The following is a 22,997-nucleotide window of genomic DNA, read 5'->3' as shown; positions in this document are numbered from 1 at the left end:
GATCTGGCACATGATCCGCCGGAACCCCGGCCTGGCACCGGATCACCCCTGAAACCGGTGCGCGGGAACCGCTACGGCCGCGTCAGGGCGGCGTAGCGGGCGATGTGCTGATCGGTGGTGCCGAACTCGTACTGAACGGCCGTGAGGCGCTTGAAGAAATGGCCGATGGCCAGCTCCTCGGTCATCCCCATGGCACCGTGCAGCTGCACCGACTCCTGGCCGATGCGACGCGCGGCGCGGCCGATGGTGGCCTTGGCGGCCGAGGCGGCGCGGGCCCGCTCGGGCGCGGGCGCATCCAGCTTGAGCGTCACCAGATAGGTTGCGGCCACGGCCTGTTCGAGCTCCAACAGCATGTCCACCATGCGGTGCTGCAAGGCCTGGAAGCTGGCGATCGGGACGCCGAACTGCTGGCGCTGCTTGGTGTAGGCGACGGTGTCGGCGAGGACCTTGCGCATGGCCCCGACCGTTTCCGCGCAGACCGCCGCGATGGCCTCGTCGAGGGTGGCGGCAATGGCCGCGCCCGCCTGCGCCAGCAGCAGCGCGTCCGCGGGCAGGCGCAGATTCGCGAAGCTCAGATCGGCGGCCTGACGCTCGTCGATGGTGCGATACGAGCGCGCGGTGAGACCGGCGGGCGGGTTGGCGGCGTCGAAATCCACCACGAACAGCGCGATATCGCCGTCCACGGCCGCGGTCACCAGCAGGTGGGTGGCCAGCGGCGCGGAGGTGACCACCGTCTTCTCGCCGGACAGCAGCCAGTCGTCGCCGTCGCGGACGGCGGTGGTGGCGACATTGGTGTAGTCGTAGCCCGATTGCGGTTCCAGCGCGGCGAATCCGGTCACCACCTCACCGGCGGCAATGCCCGCCAGCAGATCCTCGGCCCGCTTGCCGGTGCTGCGGCGCAGCAGACCGCCGCCGACCACCACGGTGTCCACATACGGTTCCAGCACCAGCGCCGCGCCCAGCGCCTCGGCGATGATCATGGTCTCGACCGGCCCGCCCCCGATGCCGCCCACCGACTCCGGCAGGCTCGCGCCGAGAATCCCGACCTCCTCGGCCAGTCCGCGCCAGATCTCCGGCTGCCACCCGGCCCCGGTGCGGGCCGCGGCCCGGCTCGCCTCCAGCGGGTAACGGGCCGTGAGGAATTCGGTGACGGTGTCGCGGAGCAGTTCCTGCTCGGCGGTGAAAGAGAAGTCCATGGCTACAGTCCCAGGGTGGCTTTGGCGATGATATTGCGCTGAATCTCGTTGCTACCGGCGTAGATCGAACCGGCGCGGTCGTTGAAGTACCGCAGCGGGGCGACCGCCTGCCACTCCTCGCCGGTGACGAAACCGTCGGCGGGCGGGGTGAAATCGGCGATGGGGCCGCCGGGCATGGTGGCGTGCGGCTGATACGCGCGACCGCGCGGACCCGCGGCCTCGAGGGCCAACTCGGTGAGCGTCTGGCTCAGCTCGGTGCCCAGGATCTTGATGGTGGAGGCGGCCGGACCCGGGTCCTTGCCGCTGGAAACCAGTGCGAGCGTGCGGTATTCGAGAATCTCCAGCACGTCCGCGCGCAGACGGGCATCGGCCAGCCGGTGGGCGAAGGCCGGATCGTCCAGCAGCGCACCGCCGTTCGGTCCGACCTGATCCTTGGCGGCCTGCGCCAGCTCCTCGGCCATGACCTGGAGCATCGGGGCCGCCGCGCCGCCGCCGCGCTCGAAGTTGAGCAGGAACTTGGCGACGGTCCAGCCGTCGTCGATCTGTCCGAGCATATTGGCCTTGGGCACCCGGACCTGATCGAAGAAGACCTGGTTCTGCACCTGCTCGCCGGAGGTCATGACCAGCGGCCGGATCTCGATGCCCGGGGTGCGCATGTCGATGAGCAGGAAGGTGATGCCCTGCTGCTTCTTGGCCTGCTTGGAGGTGCGGACCAGGGCGAAGATCCAGTTGGCCGCGGTGGCGTGGGTGGTCCAGATCTTGGAGCCGGTGACGATCAGATCCTCGCCGTCGGCGACCGCGGCCATGGACAGCGAGGCCAGGTCCGAACCCGCCTCGGGCTCCGAATAGCCCTGGCAGAAGAAGACTTCGCCGGTGAGGATGCGGGGCAGGAAGTAGTCCTTCTGCTCCGGGGTGCCGAAGGCCATGATGGCGTGCGAGACCATGCGAATCCCCATGGGGGACAGGTTCGGCGCGCCCGCGAGGGTGCATTCGCGACCGAAGATGTAGTGCTGGGTCAGGCTCCAGTCGCAGCCGCCGTATTTCACCGGCCACGCCGGGGCGGCCCAGCCCCGCTCGTGCAGGATGTGCTGCCACTTCATGCTGGCTTCGTGGTCGGGATAGACGCTGGTCGCCAACCGCCCGGCGCGGCGAAGATCGTCGGTTAACTTTTCGTCGAGAAAGCTGCGCACTTCATCACGAAACGCCAGATCGGCAGCCGACCATTCGAGGTCCACGATGACTCCTTGTCCGAGAACTGCCACTAACGATCGCATCCTATAACCCCTGCTGGCAAATGTGCTGGCACCCGCCCTCACTTTGAAGTGCTTGACATTCCACTGTGGAGTTTTATCCTGGACCTACCAATGTTCCACAATGGAATATCTACCGCCTCTCGACCGTTGAGGATCGACATGGACATCACCACCGGCACCCGCGCCTCCGACACCGAACGCGCCCACGTCGCCGACCTGCTCGGTCGCCACCTCACCGACGGCCGTCTCGACCTCGCCGAATACAACGACCGCCTGACCCGCGTCTACGCGACCACCACCCGCGAGGACCTCCAACTCGTCCTCCAGGACCTCCCGAAGCTGCCCAAGACCATTGCATCCCAGTCCACTTCGCGCGCACGCTTGCCGATCTGGCAGCAAATCGAAGGCAGCGCCTGGCTGGGCGTCAGCCTCCTGTGCCTGTTCATCTGGGCCGCGATCTCCTTGGCCGCAGGCGAATTCACCTACTTCTGGCCCATCTGGGTCACCGTTCCCTGGGGCGCGGTCCTCGTCTTCCGCGTCGTCATGGGTTGGGAATCCGCGGCCTGGAACCGCTACCGCACCCGTTGAGCCCGGCGGCCGCCCCGCTCACAACCCGTGGAGGTGGGCCATGCCCACATACACAGCCCTCCTGGCCCTGCACATCACCGTCGGCACCCTCGGTCTACTCCTGGGCCCCGTCGTCGCCTGGACCGACGTCAAATCCCCGCCGCCCCAGCCGATCTGGTCCGCACCCCCGGCGGCGAGGCACCCCCTCAACGGGTGGCCCTGGTACCTGAAAACCCTTGCCGCCATTTGCATCACAGCCACCGTGATGGTCCTCTGGCACCGCCCCGACCTCTGGTGGCTGATCCCTGTCTCGGCCCTCACCTACGCCCTGGCCGACCTGGGCCATAGAGCCCGCTACCGCCGCGGCGCGTGGACCCACGCCTACGTCCACGGCCTGGGCGGCTCCTACATCGCCCTCTGGACCGCCACCCTCGTCGTAGCCTTCGCCCTCAACGGCCCCCTCTACGGCCCGTCCGAGCTCATAGCCTGGCTCGGCCCAACCTTTGTGGCTCTGCCTTTGCTCGAACTGTGGCGTCGCCACCTCCGCATACCGATCGCGGCCTGACTTTTCCGAACCGGGCCCGCGCTGGTCCGATCTGGGGACTCGGCATTCCGGCATACTCGGGGCAATCGTGGGGGAGGGGGTAGTCTGGGCCGCTGTGCACCTGAAGAGTCTGACGCTGAAGGGGTTCAAGTCCTTCGCGTCCGCGACGACGTTGCGATTCGAACCCGGGATCACGTGTGTGGTCGGGCCCAACGGGTCGGGGAAGAGCAATGTCGTCGACGCGCTCACCTGGGTGATGGGTGAGCAGGGCGCGAAGGCGCTGCGGGGCGGGAAGATGCAGGACGTCATCTTCGCCGGCACCGCCGGCCGCGCGCCGCTCGGTCGTGCCGAGGTCACGCTGACCATCGACAATTCCGACGGGGTGCTGCCCATCGAGTACTCCGAAGTGTCCATTACGCGCCGAATGTTCCGTGACGGCGCGGGCGAGTACGAGATCAATGGGAACTCGTGCCGCCTCATGGATGTCCAAGAGCTGCTCAGCGACTCCGGCATCGGGCGCGAGATGCACGTCATCGTGGGTCAGGGGCAGCTGTCGGCGATTCTGGAGTCGCGGCCGGAGGATCGGCGCGCCTTCATCGAAGAGGCCGCGGGCGTGCTCAAGCATCGGCGGCGCAAGGAGAAGGCCGTCCGCAAGCTGGACGCCATGCAGGCCAATCTGGCCCGCCTCACCGACCTCACCACCGAACTGCGCAGGCAGTTGAAGCCCCTCGGACGGCAGGCCGAGGTCGCCCGGCGCGCGGCGACCGTCCAGTCCGAACTCCGCGATGCCCGATTGCGCCTCGCCGCCGACGATCTGGTGACCCGCCGCCGCGAGCTGGAGAGCCAGCAGAGCAAGGAGGCGTACGCGCGCGAACAGCACGTGAACGTCCAGGCCGAGCTGGATGCCGCGAATGCCGCCCTGGCACAGCAGGAATTCGAGCTCTCCAAGCTGACCCCGAGCGCCGAGGCGGCCGCCCAGACCTGGTTCCAGCTGTCCGCTTTGACCGAACGCGTCAATGCCACTATCCGGATCGCGCGTGATCGTGCTCGCAACCTCACCATCGAGCAACCGACCGGCACCGGCCGCGATCCGGAACAACTGGAACGCGAGGCCGATCGCGTCGAGGCCGAAGAGGCCGAACTGCGCGAAGCGGTCGAAATGGCTACGGAGACCCTGGAAGCCGCGCGCGAGCAACTGCACGAACGAGAGCAGGCCGCCAAGGCCGCCGAACAGGCCCACTTGGCCGCCGTGCGCGCCATCGCCGACCGCCGCGAGGGCCTGGCCCGACTGTCCGGTCAGGTCGACACCCTGCGCACCCGCGCCCAATCCGTGGACGGCGAGATCGCCCGCATGTCCACCGCCATCGCCGAGGCCCGCCGCCGCGGCGAGGAGGCCAATGCCGAATTCGAGGCCGTCCAGGGCGAACTCACCGAACTCGACGCGGGCGAGGAAGGCCTCGACACCGCCTACGAACACGCCGCCCAGGCCCTCGCCCTGGCCGACCAGCGCGTCACCGAACTGCGCGAAAAGGACCGGGAGGCAGGCAAACGCGTCGCCTCCCTCACCGCCCGCATCGAGGCCCTCACCATGGGCCTGCGCCGCAAGGACGGCGCGGCCTGGCTGCTCGAGCATCGCGCCGACGGCCTGCTCGGCCCGCTGTCCGGATTGATCCGCGTGCACGGCGGTTTCGAATCCGCCGTCGCCGCCGCCCTCGGCCCGCTGGCCGACGCGGTGGCCGCCGATACCGGCCCCTCGGCCCACGCCGCCGTCCGCGCGCTCAAGGAAGCCGACGGCGGCCGCGCCGCCCTGGTCTTCGCCGACGCCACCGGCGGTGCGATGTCCGCTGCCGGGCAGGCGGATTCGCGACTACCCGGTGGGGCGCGCTGGCTGAGCGAGGTCGTGGACTGCCCGGCGAACCTGCGCGCCGCCATCGCCGCGCTCACCGCGGGCATTGCCGTCGCCGATGATCTGGCCACCGCGGCCCAGGTCATCGCCGCGCGCCCGGAACTGCGCGTCGTCACCCGCGACGGCGATCTGACCGGCACCGGATGGGTGCTCGGCGGCTCCGACCGGGCCCCCAGCCAGCTCGAGGTGCAGGCCGAGATCGATTCCGCCAAGCAGGAATTGGAGTCCTGGCAGCGGCAGGCCGAGGAGTTGGAGGCCGCGCTGGCCGGGGCCCTCGCCGAGCAGACCGATCGCAAGGAGGCCGTCGACCACGCGCTGCTCGCCCTGCACGAATCCGATCAGGCCCTCGTCGCCATCTACGACCGGCTCGGCCGCCTCGGGCATTCCGCGCGCACCGCGCAGAAGGAATGCGATCGCCTGCTCGCCCAGCGCGCCGACGCCGAAACCGGCCGCGAGGAGACGCTGGCCAAACTGGCCGAACTCGAGGACCGGCTGCGCCACGCCGAATCCGAACAGGCCGATATGGATCCGGAGGCCGCGGGCACCGAGACCGCCGGATACGCCCGCGAGGAGGCCGCCGCCGCCCTCGCCGAGGCGCGATCCATGGAGGTCGAGGCCCGGCTGGCCGTCCGCACCGCCGAGGAGCGCGCGGAATCGGTGCGCGGCAAGGCGGATTCGCTGCGTCGCGCCGCCCGCGCCGAACGTGAGAACCGGCAGCGCGCCGAACGCGCCCAGGCCGCCCGCCGCCAGGCCGCCGCCGTCGCCGCCGTGGTCGCGCAGTCCGCTGAGAAGGTGGCCGCCGAACTCGAGCAGGTGGTCGCCCAGGCCGCCACCCGCCGTGACGAATTGGTGCGCCGCCGCACCGAATTCGCCGCCCAGGTGGATCAGACCAAGGAGCGCTCGCGCGCCCTGGCCACCCAGCTGTCCCAGCTCACCGACGCCGTGCACCGCGACGAGGTGGCCCGCGCCCAGGCCGCGCTGCGCATCGAACAGGTCGAGCAGAACATTGCCGAACAGTTCGGCCTCAGCCTCGACGACCTCATCGCCGAATACGGCCCGGACGTCCCCATGCCGCCCACCGCGCTGGAGATGATGGAGTACGAGGCGGCCCGCGAACGCGGCGAATCCGTCAGCGAACCGCAGCCCATGCCCTACGACCGCGCCACCCAGGAGCGCCGGGCCAAGCGCGCCGAGAAGGACCTCACCACCCTCGGCAAGGTGAATCCCCTTGCGCTGGAGGAGTTCGCGGCCCTCGAGGAGCGCTACACCTTCCTCAACACCCAGCTCGAGGACGTCAAGAAGGCCCGCCAGGATCTGCTCGACGTGGTCGCCGAGGTGGACGAGCGCATCCTGCAGGTCTTCACCGAGGCCTACGAGGACGTCGAGCGCGAATTCGAGGGCGTGTTCTCGCGGCTGTTCCCCGGCGGCGAGGGGCGGCTGCTGCTCACCGATCCGGCCAATATGCTCACCACCGGCGTCGAGGTGGAGGCGCGCCCGCCGGGCAAGAAGGTCAAGCGGCTCTCGCTGCTCTCCGGCGGTGAGAAGTCCCTGGCGGCAGTCGCTTTCCTGGTGTCGATCTTCCGCGCCCGCCCCTCCCCGTTCTATGTCATGGACGAGGTCGAAGCCGCGCTGGACGACACCAACCTGCGCCGCCTCATCGGCCTGTTCGAGCAGCTGCGCGAGAAGAGCCAGCTGATCGTCATCACCCACCAGAAGCCGACCATGGAGATCGCCGACGCCCTCTACGGTGTCAGCATGCGCGGCGACGGCATCACCCAGGTGATTTCGCAGCGCATGCGCGGAGAGAACCTGGTCGGCGCGACAACCTAATTCACCACGACGACACGATGACCGGCCATCCCGCTGAGCGGGAATTCTGGTCAACGCCAAAGTGAAACGCCTGCGCGTCGCACGGGTGGGGCGCTAGCGTCCCGCCCCATGAGACGCTCCCTCGCCGTAGTGGCCGCCGGACTCGCCGTCGGCCTCGCCGCCCCGCTCCCCGTCGCCCTGGCCGATTCCGGATCCTCCGGACTCGGCTCCGGATCGGCCTCGGGGTCCGGCACCGGATCGCTGTCCGGCTCGGGCGGCGGCGGCAACCTGCCCCCGTACAGCCAGTGGATCAGCGATGTCACCACGGTCGCCACCGCCGCCCAGACCTACCTGACCACCGCGCTGCCGGGAGCCACCAAGCCCGCCATCGTCTTCGACGTCGACAACACGGTGCTGGAGACGACCTACCACCCGGGCCCGATCACGCCCGCCATCCCGCCCATCCTGAAACTGGCGCAGTGGGCGAAAAGCCAAGGCGCGTCCCTCATCTTCGTGACCGGGCGGCCCTCGGTCATCAACTTCTACACCCAGATCAACCTGTCGTCCGTCGGCTACTCGGTGGACGGGCTCTACGGCGGCGGACTGACCACCGGGTCCAGCGGGGCGGCCGCGCTCGCCGACTACAAGACCGCCACTCGCGCCTCGATCGAGGCCCAGGGGTACACGATCGTCGCCAATATCGGCAACAGCGCCTCGGACCTGTCCGGCGGGCACGCCCAGCAGACCTTCAAACTGCCCGATTACAACGGGGCACTGCAGTAGTTCACCGTCGCACGACGGCTCGCCAATCCAGCAGCGACTTCAACCGCGCCGCACCGGATTCGGCGAGCCACGCGTCGAAGGTCCGCAGGCCGGGATGGATTTCGCGTAGGGCGGGGATGTCCGCGTGCCAGCCCTCGCCCTGGCGCGACAACCGCCACGCCGCTCCGACCTCCGGACCCATCGCGTCGGCCTCGGCCTCGGTGGCCTCCACGTACCGGATCTCATGACCGGTGGCGGCGGAGATGGCGGCCGCGGCCTCGGGCATGGTGAGGGCGTCACCCGCCAATTCCAGGATCTGGCCGTGGAATCGGGCCGGATCGTCGAAGGCCAGCTGCGCGAACACGGCGATGTCCTCGATCGCGATGGATTGGACCGGCCGGTCGGTGGGGAACAGATGCTTCTGCACACCGTCATTGATGCCGTCCACCGGATGGCCCTGCATGAAGTAGTTCTCCATGAAGCGCGCCGGACGCAGAATCGTCCAGTGCAGCCCGCTGTTTCGCAGCGCCTCCTCCACCCGCCGCTTCCCCTGCGCACCCCACTTCCCGTCCTGCGTCAGCGAGGCGACGGTGGTGAACACGATGAACTCGACCCCAGCGGCGCGGGCCGCTTCGATGAACCGCACGCCCCGCTCGACCTCCAGATCGGTGTCCCACCCGTTCGGTCCGAAGGTCGCCGGCGGCACCAGGAATGCCGCGCCCACCCCCGACAGCGCCGCCGCCACCGTCTCGGGAGAATCGAAATCCCCCACGGCCACTTCCGCCCCCGCCGCCGCGAGTTCCTGTGCGGCAGTCGATTCCGGATCACGCACCAGTACACGCACCGGCCGCCCCACGGCCAGCAACCGCCGCGCCGTCACCCCGCCCTGCTTGCCGGTCGCACCCGTCACCAGAACCAGATCACTACGAGAAGACATGGTCACCCGTTCGTTCGGTAGTATTCGGGTCGGTCGACCCGTATCCGAAACTAGAACCACCCGTTTCCGGTTGGCCACCACCGGAAAGGACCGGCGTAACGAAATGTCCGCCCCCACCCTGCCCCACGACCAGTCCACGCCCGGAGCCATTGCCCGACCCGCGGGATCGTCCCCTCGGCGGGCCCGAGCGGACGGGCTGGCCGAGGAGTCTGCCGGACGGTCCCGCGAATCGGGCACGGACGCAATCGAATCGGTTGTCGGAGCGCGCTCTTCGGACGCGCGATCGCGCCCCGCGGACCATGCGCGCGCCGATGCGCGGCGCAATCGCGCCCTGGTCCTGGCCGCGGCGCATCGCGCCCTCGCGGAGGGCGGCACCTCGGTCTCGTTGGCGGAGGTGGCTCGCCGGGCCGGTGTGGGTGCGGGCACCGTGTATCGGCACTTCCCGACCAAGACCGCGCTGGTGGAAGCGGTTATGCAGCAGCGGATCGATCGATTGACCGGGCTCGCGCATCGGTTGCGGGACGCCGCGGATCCCGGAGCGGCCTTCTTCTCGTTCTGTACCGAGGTGATCACCTCCGCGCATCGCAATCAGGCGGTCTGCGACATGGTCAGCAATGACGGGTGGCCGCGCGAGCTCGTGCGGGGCGCGGGGGACCGCTTTCACACCGCGCTCGATGATCTCCTCACCGCCGCCCAGCGGCACGGCTCGGTGCGGCCGGATCTGTCACTGTCGGATGTGCTGGCCCTGTTCACGGGATGCGTTGCCATCCAACGGCTGTCGCCCGGCTCCGAACTGGCCCACCCGGCCGCCCTGGTGTTGGACTCGATGCGCCCACGCGTGGCACCCGGACCCGTAACGAAACGTCGGAGGACGACTCCGCTCCGTGACGAAACCGCCATGCGTAACGGAACCCCTACACCACACTGCCCGATCTGCGCGACGCCCTTGCACCCCAATGGAACCGGCCGCCCGGCTCGCTACTGCTCACCCGCCTGCCGTCAGAAGGCGCACCGTCGCCGCCACGCACCGCGGACCGCCTGAATTTCGGCCCCTCCACGGGGTCGATTGTGAAACCCGTTGGGGCCCTTCGTGACCTGCGTGTGTCCGAACCGACGCGAAGGTGTGACGAGCCCTCTCGAATGGCGAAAAATGCTGGTAGAACGGCATATACGGCGTCACGGTATCAACCCGCAAACCGGCAGTGGGGAAGTACGCTCCCTGCGTGGTATGGGTGTCGGCCGCGGCGTTCGGTGTCGCATGGTGGCTCGGTTTGTATCTGCTGGCGCGGGATCCGCGAAAGCCCTTGTTACGCAGGGCTGCCAGCGGTTTGCTGGTATACGCGGCGGCGGTGGTGGCCGATCGACTGGCCGGGGCCCATCCCTGGTTCGACGGGGTTCGGATCGTCTTGGTGTGCGCACCGGTGCTGGCCTTCAGCGGGGTGTTCGTCCAACTGCTGCCGGAGCGGGCGGTCGCGCGGGTGGACCGCGTGTGGCGGGTCGGGCTGATACCGCTGTGCGCGGTGCTGGCCATGCCCGCCGCGGGCGGATTCCTGCCCGCCGGTTACCTTCTCGGCGCGATCACCCTGCTGGCGCTGCTGGGCACCATGCTCGGCATGCTGGGCCAGCACGCCGAATGGTCGGAGGACTCGCGGCGTTCGGCGGCCGGACTGCTCACCGTCGGCGCGCTGCTGCTGGGTCTGAGCGCGGCGCTGATCCTGTTGGGCCTCAATGTGCTTCCACAGACCGCCATGCTCTCGGTGCTGGCCGCCGACCTGGTGGTGCTGGGCCTGGGCATCGCCGTGGTGGACGCCTACGACGAGGGAGAATCGCTGCGCGCGGCCATGATTCACTCGCTGCTGGTCTCCGCGGCCACCGCCGCCGTATTCGGCGGCCAGGCCGCGCTGGCGCTGACCCTGGCGGGGGAGCGGCCCGCCCTGGTGGCCCTGTTCTTCGGGGCCGTCGCCGCCGCCATCTCGCTGCAGGTGCTCAATGGCCAGTTCCACGCCGGCGCCGATCGCCTGGCCTTCGCCTCCGACCCGCAATTGGTGGCGGCCCGGGTCGAATTGCGCAGCGCCACCGACGCTCTCCTGCGCAAAGCCGGGGACATGCCCTGACCGGTCGGGTCAGGGCATGAGCGGACGCGGGGTCAGAGCAGGTCGCTGACGTCGTCGGGGACGTCGACGGCGTATTTGCGCAGAGTCTCCATCGGAACGACCTCGAGCGCGTTCTCGTGCGTCGCGGCCAACACCACGGGCGCGGCCACGCCGTCCTCGTGGGCGTGCAGCCAGCGCACGGCCACCACGCACCAGCGGTCGCCGGGTTGCAGGCCGGGGAAGTTGTTCTCCGGACGCGGGGTGATGAGGTCGTTGCCGATCGACTTCTGGTGCTCCAGGAACTCCGCGGTCACCACCGTGCAGACGGTGTGGCTGCCCAAATCCTCGGGGCCGGTGCTGCAGCATCCGTCCCGGTAGAAGCCGGTGAGAGGATCGGTGCCACACTCCTCCAGCGGTCCCCCAAGCACATTTCGATCGGTCACGTCGCCGATCCTATTGTCTCGGTGTCGCATTCGCCGCTCCTTCCGCACTGTGGCACGTAGACGAGCAGACCGGTCGGTAGTTGTTGGGATTTCCAAGCCCCACCCCGGCGTGTCGACGGCGCGCACGGCATGGCCGTGTGATACACGACACTGCCCGTCGACGCGTCGGTAGGTATGTGAAACCGGCAATACAACTGCCTCTGAAAGGATGGGGGCGTGACGACTGCAGAAGCTTGGATCCTCATCGCCGCGATCGCCGCGGTGCTGCTCGTGGCGCTGGTTGCCGGATATGCCCTGAACAAGCGCCGCCGTATCTCGCTGACCCCGGAGACCACCGAAACCAAGGAGATCACCGACCGGTCGGGCGGATATCAGGCCTCGAGCGGATTCAGCTTCAGCCAGGGCTCCACCGCGGAGAGGGAAAAGGTCCCGGCCGCCAAGCCGAAGCCCAAGCCCCTCCCGCCCGAGCGCACCGACGACGAGGGCCAGCCCCACATCGGCGACGACGCCGCCATCCCCCGCGACGCCGCCAAACGCAGCATCACCAACGTCCGCCTCCCCGACCCGGTCCAGGGCCCCGAACCCGCCCCGACCGAAGAGTCCGCCGAAAAGTCCGTCACCTCCACCGATTCCACCGCCGCCGACAAGGCGGATGCAACTGGTAAGACCACGCCGACCGCTGCTGGTCAGGCCAATTCCGGCACCGCCGCGCAGGATGGAACCCCTGCCGCCGGCGGATCCACCGCCGCGAAGGGGACTGCCGGCGCGGCCGACCGGAATGCGACCGCGGATGAATCCGCCGCGTCGCAACGCGCCGCTGCGACCGAGGCCGAGGCGCGGGCGGAGGCCGTCGAGGAGGCCGGGCAGGCAGGTGAAGCCGCCGCCGACCAGGGTGCGGGTGAGGTTGCCGAGCAGCCTGTTTCGGAAGAGGCCGCGGCCGAGGAAGCCGCCGAGGCCGCTGTCGCCGCCGCTGAGGTGGCCGCGGGGGCGGAGGCCGCTGTCGCGGCTCGTGCCGGTGCGCCGAGCGCCACGCCCGAGACCGCCGTTCCGGCCGAGACTTCCGCCCCGGCCGTCGCCGAGATCGAGCCCACCGCGGGCCGTCTGACCCGTCTGCGCGGTCGTCTGTCCCGCTCGCAGAACGCGGTCGGCAAGTCGCTGCTGGGTCTGTTGGGTGGTGGCGATCTGGACGAGGACTCGTGGGAGGAGATCGAGGACACGCTCGTCATGGCGGATCTCGGTACCGCCAGCACGGCCGCCATTGTCGAGCGCCTGCGCGAGGAGATGGCCGCCCGCACCGTGCGTACCGCCGCCGAGGCGCGGGCGCTGTTGCGCGAGGTGCTGATCGAGGCGCTGCGGCCGGAGCTGGATCGGTCGATTCGGGCGCTGCCGCACGACGATCACCCGTCGATCCTGCTGGTCGTCGGTGTGAACGGCACCGGAAAGACCACCACCACCGGCAAATTGGCGCGCGTGCTGGTGGCCGACGGGCGTCGGGTGCTACTCGGTGCGGCCGACACCTTCCGTGCCGCGGCCGCCGATCAGCTGCAGACCTGGGGTGAGCGCGTGGGCGCGGAGACCGTGCGCGGCAGGGAGGGCGCGGATCCGGCGGCCGTCGCATTCGACGCGGTGTCGGCCGGTATCGATCGCGGCGTGGACGTGGTGCTCATCGACACCGCGGGCCGCCTGCACACCAAGACCGGTCTGATGGACGAGCTGGGCAAGGTCAAGCGCGTGGTCGAGAAGAAGGCCGCGGTGGACGAGGTGATCCTGGTGCTCGACTCCACGGTCGGCCAGAACGGCCTCATGCAGGCGCGCGTCTTCGCCGACGTCGTGGACATCACCGGTGTCGCGCTGACCAAGTTGGACGGAACCGCGAAGGGCGGCATCGTCTTCCAGGTGCAGCACGAGCTCGGCGTACCGGTCAAACTGGTCGGTTTGGGAGAGGGCGCGGATGATCTCGCTCCCTTCGAACCCGGTGCCTTCGTCGACGCGCTGCTCGGATAATCCGTACTGACCTGCGCCGATACCGAATTCAACATCATCCTCACAATGTCGTCGTAACAGTGGCGCGGTTTCGGAAACGTGACCGCAACACTGCAATCTCATCCGTTCACCTACGCGAAACGCCGCAGGATCACGGAGGAAACACCGACTGACGAATCTCATTGCAGGCTTATTCGCAGGTTGCTGCGGGGCCGTAGATGAGGAGGACAAAAAGGTGGCGTATCCCATCGTTGATGTGCCGAACACCGGCGACACGGCATGGATGCTCGCGAGCTCGGCATTGGTGCTGTTGATGACCCCTGGGCTCGCGTTCTTCTACGGCGGCATGGTCCGTAGCAAGAACGTGCTCAACATGATCATGATGAGCATCAGTGCCATGGGCATCGTCGGCGTCCTATGGGCAATCTTCGGATTCTCGACGGCGTTCGGCAACAATAAATTCGGACTGATCGGTGATCCGACCCAGTTCTTCGGACTCAAGGGTCTGATCGGCTCGGACGCCCATCCGGCGGTGGCCGCCGACCCGTCCAAGGGCATTCAGGCCGCCGACGCGATCGGCATCCCGCTGGCGGGTAACACCGGCATCCCCATGACCGTGTTCGTCGCGTTCCAGCTGATGTTCGCGATCATCACCGTCGCCCTGATCTCGGGCGCGGTCGCCGACCGCCTCAAGTTCGGCGCCTGGGCGCTGTTCGCCGCGATCTGGGCCACGGTCGTCTACTTCCCCGTCGCGCACTGGGTCTTCGACTTCAACGCCACCGACTCGAGCGGCAACATCATTCACGCCGGCGGCTGGATCGCCAACAAGCTCAAGGTGATCGACTTCGCCGGTGGTACCGCCGTCCACATCAACGCCGGTGCCGCGGGTCTGGCGCTGTGCCTGGTCCTCGGCAAGCGCAAGGGCTGGCCCAAGACCCCGATGCGTCCGCACAACCTGCCCTTCGTCATGCTCGGCGCCGGTCTGCTGTGGTTCGGCTGGTTCGGCTTCAACGCCGGTTCGGCGCTGTCCTCCAACGGCACCGCGGGTTCCACCTTCCTGACCACCACCTTCGCCACCTGCTCGGCCATGCTCGGCTGGCTGCTCGTGGAGAAGCTGCGTGACGGCCACGCCACCTCGCTGGGCGCCGCGTCCGGCATCGTCGCGGGTCTGGTCGCCATCACCCCGTCCTGCTCCTCGGTGAACGTCCTCGGCGCGCTGGCCATCGGTCTGATCGCGGGTGTCGCCTGCGCCCTGGCCGTGGGCCTGAAGTTCAAGCTGGGCTTCGACGACTCGCTCGACGTGGTCGGCGTCCACCTCGTCGGCGGCATCATCGGCACCCTGATGATCGGTCTGGTCGCCACCAAGGAGGCTCCGGCCGGTGTCCAGGGTCTGTTCTACGGCGGCGGCTTCAACCAGCTGTGGCGTCAGGCCGTGGGTGCCGGTGTGGTGCTTGCGTTCTCGTTCATCGTCACGCTGATCATCGCCTTCGCCATCAAGTACACCATCGGCCTGCGCTCCTCCGAGGAAGATGAGTTCGTGGGCTTGGATGAGTCGGAGCACGCGGAAACCGCATACGATTTCGCTGCTGTGGGTGGTGCGGCGCGCACCGCCGCCGTCAAGGAGGCATGACGAAAATGAAACTGATCACTGCGATCGTGAAGCCGTTCACCCTGGAGGACGTGAAGACCGGCCTGGAGCAGGCGGGCGTGCTCGGCATGACCGTCAGCGAGGTTCAGGGCTACGGCCGCCAGAAGGGCCACACCGAGGTCTACCGCGGTGCCGAGTACTCGGTCGACTTCGTCCCGAAGGTTCGGGTCGAGGTGGTCGTGGACGATGCCTCCGTCGACAAGGTCGTCGAGGTCATCGTCGAGGCCGCCCGCACCGGCAAGATCGGTGACGGCAAGGTCTGGGTGACCCCGGTCGACGCGATCATCCGGGTGCGCACCGGCGAACGCGGAGCCGACGCTCTGTAATTCGCGATGCGCTGACTCGAAGCGGATCCAGTGGCGGCCCCGGCCCCCGTCGGTGTCGAACCGGCGGGAGGCGGGGCCGCCCCCATGTGGGAGACGCACCACGTGGGTGACGAACTGAATTGAGATGGGTGGTGGGTTGTGGGTTTTCAGCAAGCACGCGACGAGAAGGCCGGGGCCGACAAGGTTTCCAATGGCGCTTCGGATCTGGTGAGGGCCCGCGACCAACTGCTGAGTGAGCACAGCGCCAACGGCCGCTCCTCCCGTCTCGACGCCGAGGCGCTGCGCGAGGCGCTGGTGGACCTGTTCGAACTGTGGTTGACCACCAAGGGCCACGAGGTCGGCATCACCGCCGACAGCGGGCTCGCCATCGTCGCGGTGGGCGGATTGGGCCGGCGGGAAATGCTGCCCTACTCCGATCTGGATCTGGTGCTGCTCTACGACGGGATCGACCCCAAGCGGGTCGCCGAGGTCGCCGATCAGCTCTGGTATCCGCTCTGGGACGCCCACATCAAGCTCGATCACAGTGTGCGCACCGTCCCGCAGGCGCTGCGCGTGGCCGCCGACGATATGACCGCCGCCCTCGGCCTGCTCGAGGCCCGGCACATCGTCGGCGACGAGGGCCTGAGCAGTCTGCTGATCAGCGGGGTCCGACGGGACTGGCGTGCCGGAATCCGGTCCCGTTTCGACACCCTGATCGAGCAGGCCCACACCCGTTGGCGCCGAAGCGGAGACGTCGCCCACCGCGCCGAACCCGATCTCAAGAACGGCCGCGGCGGGCTGCGCGACATTCAGTTGCTCGACGCCCTCGCCATCGCACAACTGACCGACGCCATGCCGGGGCTCGGTCCGGATGTGCCGGGCGGCGGGCTGAAGCAGGCGCATCGCCGACTGCTGGACGTGCGGACCGAACTGCACCGGGTGGCGGGCCGGGCCCGCGACCAGCTGCGCGCCCAGGACGCCGACGAGATCGGGGCGGCCCTGCGGCTGGGGGATCGCTTCGATCTGGCGCGGACCTTGAGCGATGCGGCCCGCACGGTCAGCTACTCCACCGATGTGGGGCTGCGGACCGCGGGCAACGCACTGCCTCGGCGCGGGCTCGCCCGCCTGCGCCGCGTCCCGGTGCGCCGACCACTCGATGAGGGGGTGGTCGAGCATTCCGGGGAGGTGGTGTTGGCGCGTGACGCGCGGCCACAGCGCGATCCGGGACTGGTCCTGCGGGTGGCCGCGGCCTCGGCGCAGACCGGGCTGCCCATGTCGGCGACCACGCTCAACCGGCTCGGTGAGGACGCGCCGGAACTGCGCGAGCCGTGGCCCAAGGACGCGCTCAACGACCTGCTGGTGCTGCTGGGGGCGGGCCGCGGGACCGTGGACGCCATCGAGGCGCTGGATCGGACGGGCCTGTGGGGCAGGCTCTTTCCGGAGTGGGGCGTGGTGCGTGACCTGCCGCCGCGCGACGCCATGCACACCTGGACCGTGGATCGTCACCTGATGGAGGCGGTCGCGCAGGCCGGTGCGCTGTCCACCCGGGTCGCGCGACCGGACCTGCTGCTGTTGGGCGCGCTGCTGCACGACATCGGCAAGGGGCGCACCGAGGATCACAGCGTGGTCGGTGCGGAACTGGCGGTGTCGATCGGAAAACGGTTGGGGCTCTGGCCTTCCGACGTGCAGACGCTCTCGGCCATGGTGCGCCATCACCTGCTGCTGCCCGATACCGCCACGCGCCGCGACATCACCGATTCCGACACCGTGAAGATGGTGATCGACGCCCTCGACGGCGACCCGCACCTGTTGGAGCTGCTGCACGCCCTGGCCGAGGCCGACGCGCTGGCCACCGGGCCGGGCGTGTGGAACGACTGGAAGGCCTCGCTCATCGGCGAACTGGTGCGCAATTGCCGCCGCGCCATGGCCGGGGAGGAACCGGCCGAGCCGACCCCGATTCCCGAGGAGTTGCGCAAACGCGCCGAAGCCGGTGGCGTGCACGTGGATCTGCAGCCGGGGGAGGGCCGCTATCACCACGTGGTCACCGTGGTCGCGCCGGACAATCCGGGACTGCTCTCGGATGCGGCGGGCGTGCTCGCGGTGCATTCGCTGCGGGTGCTCTCGGCCGAATTGGCCAGTGTCGGGAAGTCGGCCATCGACACCTTCGTGGTGGCCCCGCGTTTCGGTGATCCGCCGGATCCGGGTCTGCTGCGCCAGGAATTGATCCGGGCCATCAATGGCGATCTGGATCTGGCCTCGGTGCTGGCCCGCAAGGAGCGCGATGCCGCGGGCACGGGCCCGAGTCCGTTCGCGCAGGCGCAGCCGCGGGTGTTCTGGCACGAGACCGCCGAGCCGGGCCGGGTGCTGCTGGAATTGCGCGCCGAGGACCGGATCGGCCTGCTCAGCCGTTTGGCCGCGGCCTTCGCCGACGCGGGGGTGAATGTCTGCTGGGCGAAGGTGGTGACCATGGGTTCGGCGGTCATCGACTCGTTCTGCCTGGATCTGGGCGCCACCGACACGCCGGAGCGGCGCGCCGAGATCACGGCGGCGGTGCTCGCGGTGGTGCCGCCGCAGCAACCGAAGAATCCTCCCGAATCGGACAGCTGAATTGGATCTTCCGGCGGTTTTCTGATTAATCGCCAGGTATCGGAATTAGCTGGCAAACCGTACGATTGCCAGTTAATAAGAATGTTGCAGGCAATTTGCTGAAATACCGGTCGAGTGACCGGTGTCACACCCTAGTATTCGCGTGCAGGTCTCGATCACGAGCTCCGGAATTGGGCACGGCTGTCCGCGGAATGAGGGGAGCAGGTCGGTGGCAATCGAAGTCGTATCCGCGTCGATGATGACGAGTGATTTGACCTCTCACATCGCACGCTGCGTCGGCGGCGACCGCTGGGTCGTCTCCTGGCTGCCCGGTCGTACCCTCACCGGTCAGCAGGCGGTGACCGCCATGACCATCGCCTCGACGGTCGCCGAGACCGAACTCGGTGAGGTCGAATGGGCGATGCTCGACGGGCTCGCCCTCGAATTGGGGCTCACCGCCCGTGAGGCCGTCGGCATGGTGACGACGGAGAAGCACGACCTGCGCAGGCCGGGGCCACGGCCACGCTCACTCGAATAGCCCACTACCCTGGTATCTCGAGTGACAGTCCCTCGAGATTCAGGAGAGCATCGGTGTTCGAATCCCTTTCCGACCGGTTGGCCGGTGCCCTCAAGGATCTGCGTGGCAAGGGACGCCTCTCGCCGTCGGACATCGACGCGACCGCGCGCGAGATCCGATTGGCCCTGCTCGAGGCCGACGTGGCGCTGCCCGTCGTGCGCGGCTTCATCGCCAAGATCAAGGAGCGGGCCAAGGGCGCGGAGGTCTCCGCCGCGCTGAATCCGGCCCAGCAGGTCGTCAAGATCGTCAACGAGGAGCTCATCAGTATCCTCGGCGGCGAGACGCGGCGGCTGCGGCTGGCCAAGAACCCGCCCACGGTCATCATGCTGGCCGGTCTGCAGGGTGCCGGTAAGACCACCCTCGCGGGCAAGCTCGCCAAATACCTGAAGGGACAGGGGCATACGCCGCTGCTGGTGGCCTGTGACCTCCAGCGTCCCGGCGCGGTGACCCAGCTGCAGGTGGTCGGTGAGCGCGCGGGCGTGCCGGTCTTCGCGCCGCACCCGGGCACCTCCATCGGCGGCGGCGAGAACCCGCTGGGCGTCTCGGCGTCGGATCCGGTCGATGTCGCCCGCGCCGGTATCGAAGAGGCCAAGACCAAGCAGTACGACGTGGTCATCGTCGACACCGCCGGTCGCCTCGGCATCGACGAGGAGCTCATGCGGCAGGCCGCGGGCATCCGCGACGCCGTCAACCCGGACGAGACGCTGTTCGTGCTCGACGCCATGATCGGTCAGGACGCGGTCTCCACCGCCGAGGCCTTCCGCGACGGCGTGGGCTTCACCGGTGTCGTGCTCACCAAGCTCGACGGCGACGCCCGCGGTGGTGCGGCGCTGTCGGTGCGCGAGATCACCGGCCAGCCCATCCTTTTCGCCTCCACCGGCGAGAAGCTCGAGGACTTCGACGTCTTCCACCCCGACCGCATGGCCTCGCGCATCCTCGGCATGGGCGACCTGCTCACCCTGATCGAGCAGGCCGAACAGGTCTACGACGCCAAGCAGGCCGAGGAGGCCGCCCGCAAGATCGGCTCGGGCGAGCTGACTTTGGAGGACTTCCTCGAGCAGATGCTGGCCATCCGCAAGATGGGCCCCATCGGCAACCTGCTCGGCATGCTCCCGGGTGCGGGCCAGATGAAGGACGTCCTGGCTCAGGTCGACGACAAGCAGCTCGACCGCGTCCAGGCCATCATCCGCGGCATGACCCCCGCCGAGCGCGCGAACCCCAAGATCATCAACGCCTCCCGCCGCCTGCGCATCGCCAACGGCTCCGGTGTCTCGGTCTCCGACGTCAACCAACTCGTCGACCGCTTCTTCGAGGCCAAGAAGATGATGGGCGCGATGAGCCGCCAATTCGGCATGCCCGGAGCCCGCGCCAACAAGGGCAAGGGCAAAGGCAAGAAGGGCAAGAAGGGCGGCCGCGGCCCGACGCCGCCGAAGGTGCGCGGCGGCTTCCCGGGCATGCCCGGCCTGCCCGCCGGCATGCCCGACATCTCCAACCTCCCCGCCGGCCTCAACGAACTCCCGCCGGGCCTGGAGGGTTTCGACCTGTCGAAGCTGAAGTTCCCCAAGAACTGAGTTCCCCGAGCCTGATTCGGCCCAGCCTCTCCGGGCGGGGCCGAATCGCGTTCCCGGTCGCGGGCCGCGGCGGCTAGTCCGTTGGCTGCGAGAGGATTTCGACGTAGCCGTCGGTGCCGTTCACGCGGATGCGCTGGCCGTCGCGGATCAAGGCGGTGGCGTGCTCGACGCCTACGACGGCGGGCAGTCCGTATTCGCGGGCGATCACCGCGCCGTGCGTCATCAGGCCGCCGACCTCGGTCACCAGGCCCGCGATCGCGACGAACAGCGGGGTCCAGCTCGGGTCGGTGTAGGCGGTGACGAGGATGTCGCCGGGTGCGAGATCGGCCTGTCCGATGTCGGTGACGACGCGGGCGCGGCCCTCGATGGTCCCGGTGGACACCGCCATGCCGGGTAGCGCGCCGGGCGGCAGGTCCGCGCGGCGGTAGGCGCCGGTGAGGGCGCGGCCGTCGGAGGTGAGCACCCGGGGCGCGGTGAGCGTCCGATACGTGCGGAAGGCCTCCCGGCGCTCGGCGATGAGCCCGGCGTCCGCGGACCGGGTGCGGACGACCTGCGCGAGTTCGTCGAAGCGCAGAAAGAAGATGTCCTCGGCGTCGGCCAGCACACCCGCGTCCACCAGCCGCCGCGCCTCGGCCAGCAGGGCTTGCTTGTAGACGAAATAGCGGCTGACCATGCGGTATTTCGGGTATTCGCGATAGCCGGAGAAGGTGCGGACCCGCGCGATCATCCGCTCGGTCTCGGCGGCCTTCTGCTCCCCGTCGGGCAGGGCGCGCAGGCGTTCGAGCAGGCGCGCGGCGGTCTGCTCGGCCTCGCGCAGGCCGTCGGCGAAACGCCGTGCGCCCGCGCCCGGCTCGAAGTGCTCGATATTGCCGAGCAGCGTCGGCACCAGGGTGGCGGGGCTTTCGCTCCAGCGCGGCCGGGTGATGTCGATCTCGCCGGCGCAGCGCATGCCGTACTTGTCGAGGAAGCCGTCGATCGCCGCCCGCGCCTCCGGACCGCCCGGATGGGCCGAAAGTTCTTCCAGGAAGGCGGTTCCCGCGGGCTGCGCCTGCTCGACCTGCCGCAGGTAGGCGATCACCTCCGGGTACGGCCGGATGGCGTCGGCGACGTCCAGCAGCGCCAGGCCCATCTCGGAGGTCACGTTGCCGGGCACCGACTGGGTCAGCGCGTCGGCGGAGTTCTTCTCGCCCAACCAATCTCGCAGCCGGTCATTGAGCCAGGCCGAGGCGTTCATCGCCGTGGTGATCATCTGCAGACCGCGCGGGGTGAACAGGACCCGTTGCAGCTCAGGGATATCCGCGCGGATGAAGTCGAGCAGCGCCGGGCCCGACAGGGGCGCGATATCGCGCTTCAAGGTGGCGAGAGAGGCCTCGGCGTCGGCGATCACCTCGGCGACGAGCGCGGGGTCGGCATCCAGGGGCGGGGCCGCGGCGGCGCGCATCGCGGTCGGCGCGGCGGAATCCGATTGCGGAGCAACGGGAACGAAGCCGCTGTCGATCACGGTTCGCAGGGCGTCACCGATCAGCGGATCGGAGCTGCCCAGCCCCGCGATCAAGGCGTCGCGGGTTTCCGGGGACGACAGCGGCTTGGTGACGTCCACGAACAACCGCCCGCCCGCGTCTCGCATGGGCCCGCGGCTGGTGAGCTGCCACAGCGAAATGCCCAGGGGCTTCATGGCATCGGTCATCATCTGCTGGTGTCCGACCGACACGTAGACGTGGTTCTCGTCATCGTCGGCTTCGGGAATCGGGAACAGCGTGGTGATCGGCCGACTCTGCACGATGCGGAAATCGTCACCGTCGAGGCACCATTCGATGTCCTGCGGGCTGCCGAAATGCGCTTCGATGCGACGCCCGAGCCGCGCCAGCCCCAGCGCCTCGGCGTCGGTGAGCACCGGCGCGTCACGCTGCTCCGCCGCGATCTCCCGCACCTCGGTGCCGCCCGCGGCCACCGGCTCGATGGCGAGCTTCTTGCTGGCGATCGTCCGGGCGACGATCGCGTTGTCGCGCACCTGGTACACATCGGCGTTCACCAGCCCGGAGACGAGCGCCTCACCCAGCCCGAAACCGGCATCGATGGACACCACCGTCCGATCGGAGGTGACGGGGTCGGCGGTCATCAGGATGCCCGAGGCGCGCGGGAACACCATCCGCTGGACGACGACAGCCATCCGAACCGCACTGTGCCCGAAGCCATTTCGCAGCCGGTAGGTCACCGCCCGCTCGGTGAACAGCGAGCCCCAGCACCGGCTCACGTGCTCGAGAATCGCCGCGGCTCCCACCACGTTGAGGTACGTGTCCTGCTGTCCGGCGAACGATGCCGACGGCAGATCCTCGGCCGTCGCGCTCGACCGCACCGCGTACGCCCCCGCCACCCCGAGCCGCTGGTGCGCACCGACGATCTCGGCTGCCACTTCCTCCGGAACGGGCAGCCGTTCGATCGCGTCCCGGATCTCCCCACTCAACGTCCGGATGGCGGCCTGATCCTCCGCCGCCGTCCGGGCGAGCTCATCGAGCAGGGCCGCCAGCCCCGGCGCCGCTGCCACCGCCCGCGCGAAGGCCTCCGTCGTCACACAGAACCCGTCCGGCACCGCGACACCCTCGATCCGAGCCAACTCACCCAGATTCGCGCCCTTCCCGCCCACGCTCGCGACCTGTGTCCGATCGATCTCCCCGAAGCCCAGCACAAAACCCATCCCGCAACTCCTCACCTGGTGTTTCGGCATTTCGCGAGCGATTATGGCCCAAGATCCGGGGCCGCATGAGGCCCCGAATTCGTGTATACAGTGGAAAGGGGAGGGGAACGACATCCGTGGGG

Annotated in this window: 17 protein-coding genes; 12 read left to right on the top strand and 5 right to left on the bottom strand. The window is 68.9% G+C overall.

Annotated features, from left to right (window positions below; all coding sequences use genetic code 11):
- Positions 1-71 precede the first annotated feature (71 nt).
- Complete coding sequence (locus VMT65_RS15600; RefSeq protein WP_326308913.1) at positions 72-1,196, bottom strand: acyl-CoA dehydrogenase family protein; 1,125 nt, start codon at positions 1,194-1,196, stop codon at positions 72-74.
- Positions 1,197-1,198: 2 nt separating this feature from the next.
- Complete coding sequence (locus VMT65_RS15595; RefSeq protein WP_326308912.1) at positions 1,199-2,431, bottom strand: acyl-CoA dehydrogenase family protein; 1,233 nt, start codon at positions 2,429-2,431, stop codon at positions 1,199-1,201.
- A 177-nt stretch (positions 2,432-2,608) separates the two neighbouring features.
- Here VMT65_RS15595 and VMT65_RS15590 point away from each other — a divergent pair, with 177 nt between their 5' ends.
- From VMT65_RS15590 to VMT65_RS15575, 4 genes are all read left to right on the top strand, one after another.
- Positions 2,609-3,037 carry a DUF1707 SHOCT-like domain-containing protein gene (locus VMT65_RS15590; protein WP_326308911.1) on the top strand — a complete coding sequence of 143 codons (429 nt, stop codon included), beginning with the start codon at positions 2,609-2,611 and terminating at the stop codon, positions 3,035-3,037.
- A 40-nt stretch (positions 3,038-3,077) separates the two neighbouring features.
- Positions 3,078-3,581, top strand: coding sequence for a hypothetical protein (locus VMT65_RS15585; protein ID WP_326308910.1), 504 nt, complete (start codon positions 3,078-3,080; stop codon positions 3,579-3,581).
- Between the two features lie 94 nt (positions 3,582-3,675).
- Entirely contained in the window at positions 3,676-7,296 is a 3,621-nt protein-coding gene (gene smc / locus VMT65_RS15580; protein WP_326308909.1) for a chromosome segregation protein SMC, read from the top strand.
- Positions 7,297-7,404: 108 nt separating this feature from the next.
- Positions 7,405-8,058: an HAD family acid phosphatase gene (locus VMT65_RS15575; RefSeq protein WP_326308908.1), complete on the top strand. Its 654-nt coding sequence runs from the start codon at positions 7,405-7,407 to the stop codon at positions 8,056-8,058.
- A 1-nt stretch (position 8,059) separates the two neighbouring features.
- On the opposite strand, the gene VMT65_RS15570 is transcribed toward VMT65_RS15575, so the two are convergent.
- Positions 8,060-8,974: an NmrA family NAD(P)-binding protein gene (locus VMT65_RS15570; protein ID WP_326308907.1), complete on the bottom strand. Its 915-nt coding sequence runs from the start codon at positions 8,972-8,974 to the stop codon at positions 8,060-8,062.
- Positions 8,975-9,077: 103 nt separating this feature from the next.
- Between VMT65_RS15570 and VMT65_RS15565 the strand changes: the two genes are divergently transcribed.
- Entirely contained in the window at positions 9,078-10,016 is a 939-nt protein-coding gene (locus tag VMT65_RS15565; protein ID WP_326308906.1) for a TetR/AcrR family transcriptional regulator, read from the top strand.
- A gap of 181 nt (positions 10,017-10,197) precedes the next feature.
- Positions 10,198-11,088 carry a hypothetical protein gene (locus VMT65_RS15560; RefSeq protein ID WP_326308905.1) on the top strand — a complete coding sequence of 297 codons (891 nt, stop codon included), beginning with the start codon at positions 10,198-10,200 and terminating at the stop codon, positions 11,086-11,088.
- Between the two features lie 32 nt (positions 11,089-11,120).
- Here the strand turns inward: VMT65_RS15560 and VMT65_RS15555 are convergent, their stop codons facing one another.
- Entirely contained in the window at positions 11,121-11,510 is a 390-nt protein-coding gene (locus tag VMT65_RS15555; RefSeq protein WP_067711299.1) for a DUF2237 family protein, read from the bottom strand.
- Positions 11,511-11,726: 216 nt separating this feature from the next.
- On the opposite strand from VMT65_RS15555, the gene ftsY reads away from it, so the two are divergent.
- The 6 genes from ftsY to ffh all read left to right on the top strand — a co-directional run bounded on the left by ftsY (position 11,727) and on the right by ffh (position 20,180).
- Positions 11,727-13,514 carry a signal recognition particle-docking protein FtsY gene (gene ftsY, locus VMT65_RS15550; protein WP_326308904.1) on the top strand — a complete coding sequence of 596 codons (1,788 nt, stop codon included), beginning with the start codon at positions 11,727-11,729 and terminating at the stop codon, positions 13,512-13,514.
- Between the two features lie 262 nt (positions 13,515-13,776).
- Positions 13,777-15,123, top strand: a complete 1,347-nt coding sequence (locus VMT65_RS15545) for an ammonium transporter (RefSeq protein WP_326309192.1) — start codon at positions 13,777-13,779, stop codon at positions 15,121-15,123.
- A gap of 5 nt (positions 15,124-15,128) precedes the next feature.
- A complete protein-coding gene (locus tag VMT65_RS15540; RefSeq protein ID WP_326309191.1) occupies positions 15,129-15,467 on the top strand; it encodes a P-II family nitrogen regulator in 339 nt (112 codons plus the stop codon).
- 138 nt (positions 15,468-15,605) lie between these two features.
- Positions 15,606-18,053, top strand: a complete 2,448-nt coding sequence (locus tag VMT65_RS15535) for a [protein-PII] uridylyltransferase (RefSeq protein ID WP_326308903.1) — start codon at positions 15,606-15,608, stop codon at positions 18,051-18,053.
- Positions 18,054-18,261: 208 nt separating this feature from the next.
- Positions 18,262-18,570 (top strand): hypothetical protein, encoded by a 309-nt coding sequence (locus VMT65_RS15530; RefSeq protein WP_326308902.1) that lies wholly within the window; start codon positions 18,262-18,264, stop codon positions 18,568-18,570.
- 53 nt (positions 18,571-18,623) lie between these two features.
- Positions 18,624-20,180 (top strand): signal recognition particle protein, encoded by a 1,557-nt coding sequence (gene ffh / locus VMT65_RS15525; RefSeq protein WP_326308901.1) that lies wholly within the window; start codon positions 18,624-18,626, stop codon positions 20,178-20,180.
- Between the two features lie 73 nt (positions 20,181-20,253).
- Here ffh and rph read toward each other — a convergent pair whose 3' ends face one another.
- On the bottom strand, positions 20,254-22,875 hold the full coding sequence (rph, locus tag VMT65_RS15520; RefSeq protein WP_326308900.1) for a rifamycin-inactivating phosphotransferase: 2,622 nt from the start codon (positions 22,873-22,875) through the stop codon (positions 20,254-20,256).
- Positions 22,876-22,997 lie beyond the last annotated feature (122 nt).

Origin of the sequence: Nocardia sp. CDC153 (assembly GCF_035818515.1) — a bacterium.
Lineage (GTDB): Bacteria > Actinomycetota > Actinomycetes > Mycobacteriales > Mycobacteriaceae > Nocardia.
The sequence above is the reverse complement of the archived record's forward strand: the minus strand, read 5'-3'. Positions and strand labels throughout refer to the sequence as shown.

What these genes read in the sequence shown, in the direction of transcription:
- VMT65_RS15570 (WP_326308907.1), bottom strand. Translation starts at nt 8,974, where the DNA reads ATGTCTTCTCGTAGTGATCTGGTTCTGGTGACGGGTGCGACCGGCAAG.
- rph (WP_326308900.1), bottom strand. Translation starts at nt 22,875, where the DNA reads ATGGGTTTTGTGCTGGGCTTCGGGGAGATCGATCGGACACAGGTCGCG.
- VMT65_RS15590 (WP_326308911.1), top strand. Translation starts at nt 2,609, where the DNA reads ATGGACATCACCACCGGCACCCGCGCCTCCGACACCGAACGCGCCCAC.
- VMT65_RS15540 (WP_326309191.1), top strand. Translation starts at nt 15,129, where the DNA reads ATGAAACTGATCACTGCGATCGTGAAGCCGTTCACCCTGGAGGACGTG.
- VMT65_RS15575 (WP_326308908.1), top strand. Translation starts at nt 7,405, where the DNA reads ATGAGACGCTCCCTCGCCGTAGTGGCCGCCGGACTCGCCGTCGGCCTC.
- VMT65_RS15600 (WP_326308913.1), bottom strand. Translation starts at nt 1,196, where the DNA reads ATGGACTTCTCTTTCACCGCCGAGCAGGAACTGCTCCGCGACACCGTC.
- VMT65_RS15585 (WP_326308910.1), top strand. Translation starts at nt 3,078, where the DNA reads ATGCCCACATACACAGCCCTCCTGGCCCTGCACATCACCGTCGGCACC.
- VMT65_RS15565 (WP_326308906.1), top strand. Translation starts at nt 9,078, where the DNA reads ATGTCCGCCCCCACCCTGCCCCACGACCAGTCCACGCCCGGAGCCATT.
- VMT65_RS15545 (WP_326309192.1), top strand. Translation starts at nt 13,777, where the DNA reads ATGCTCGCGAGCTCGGCATTGGTGCTGTTGATGACCCCTGGGCTCGCG.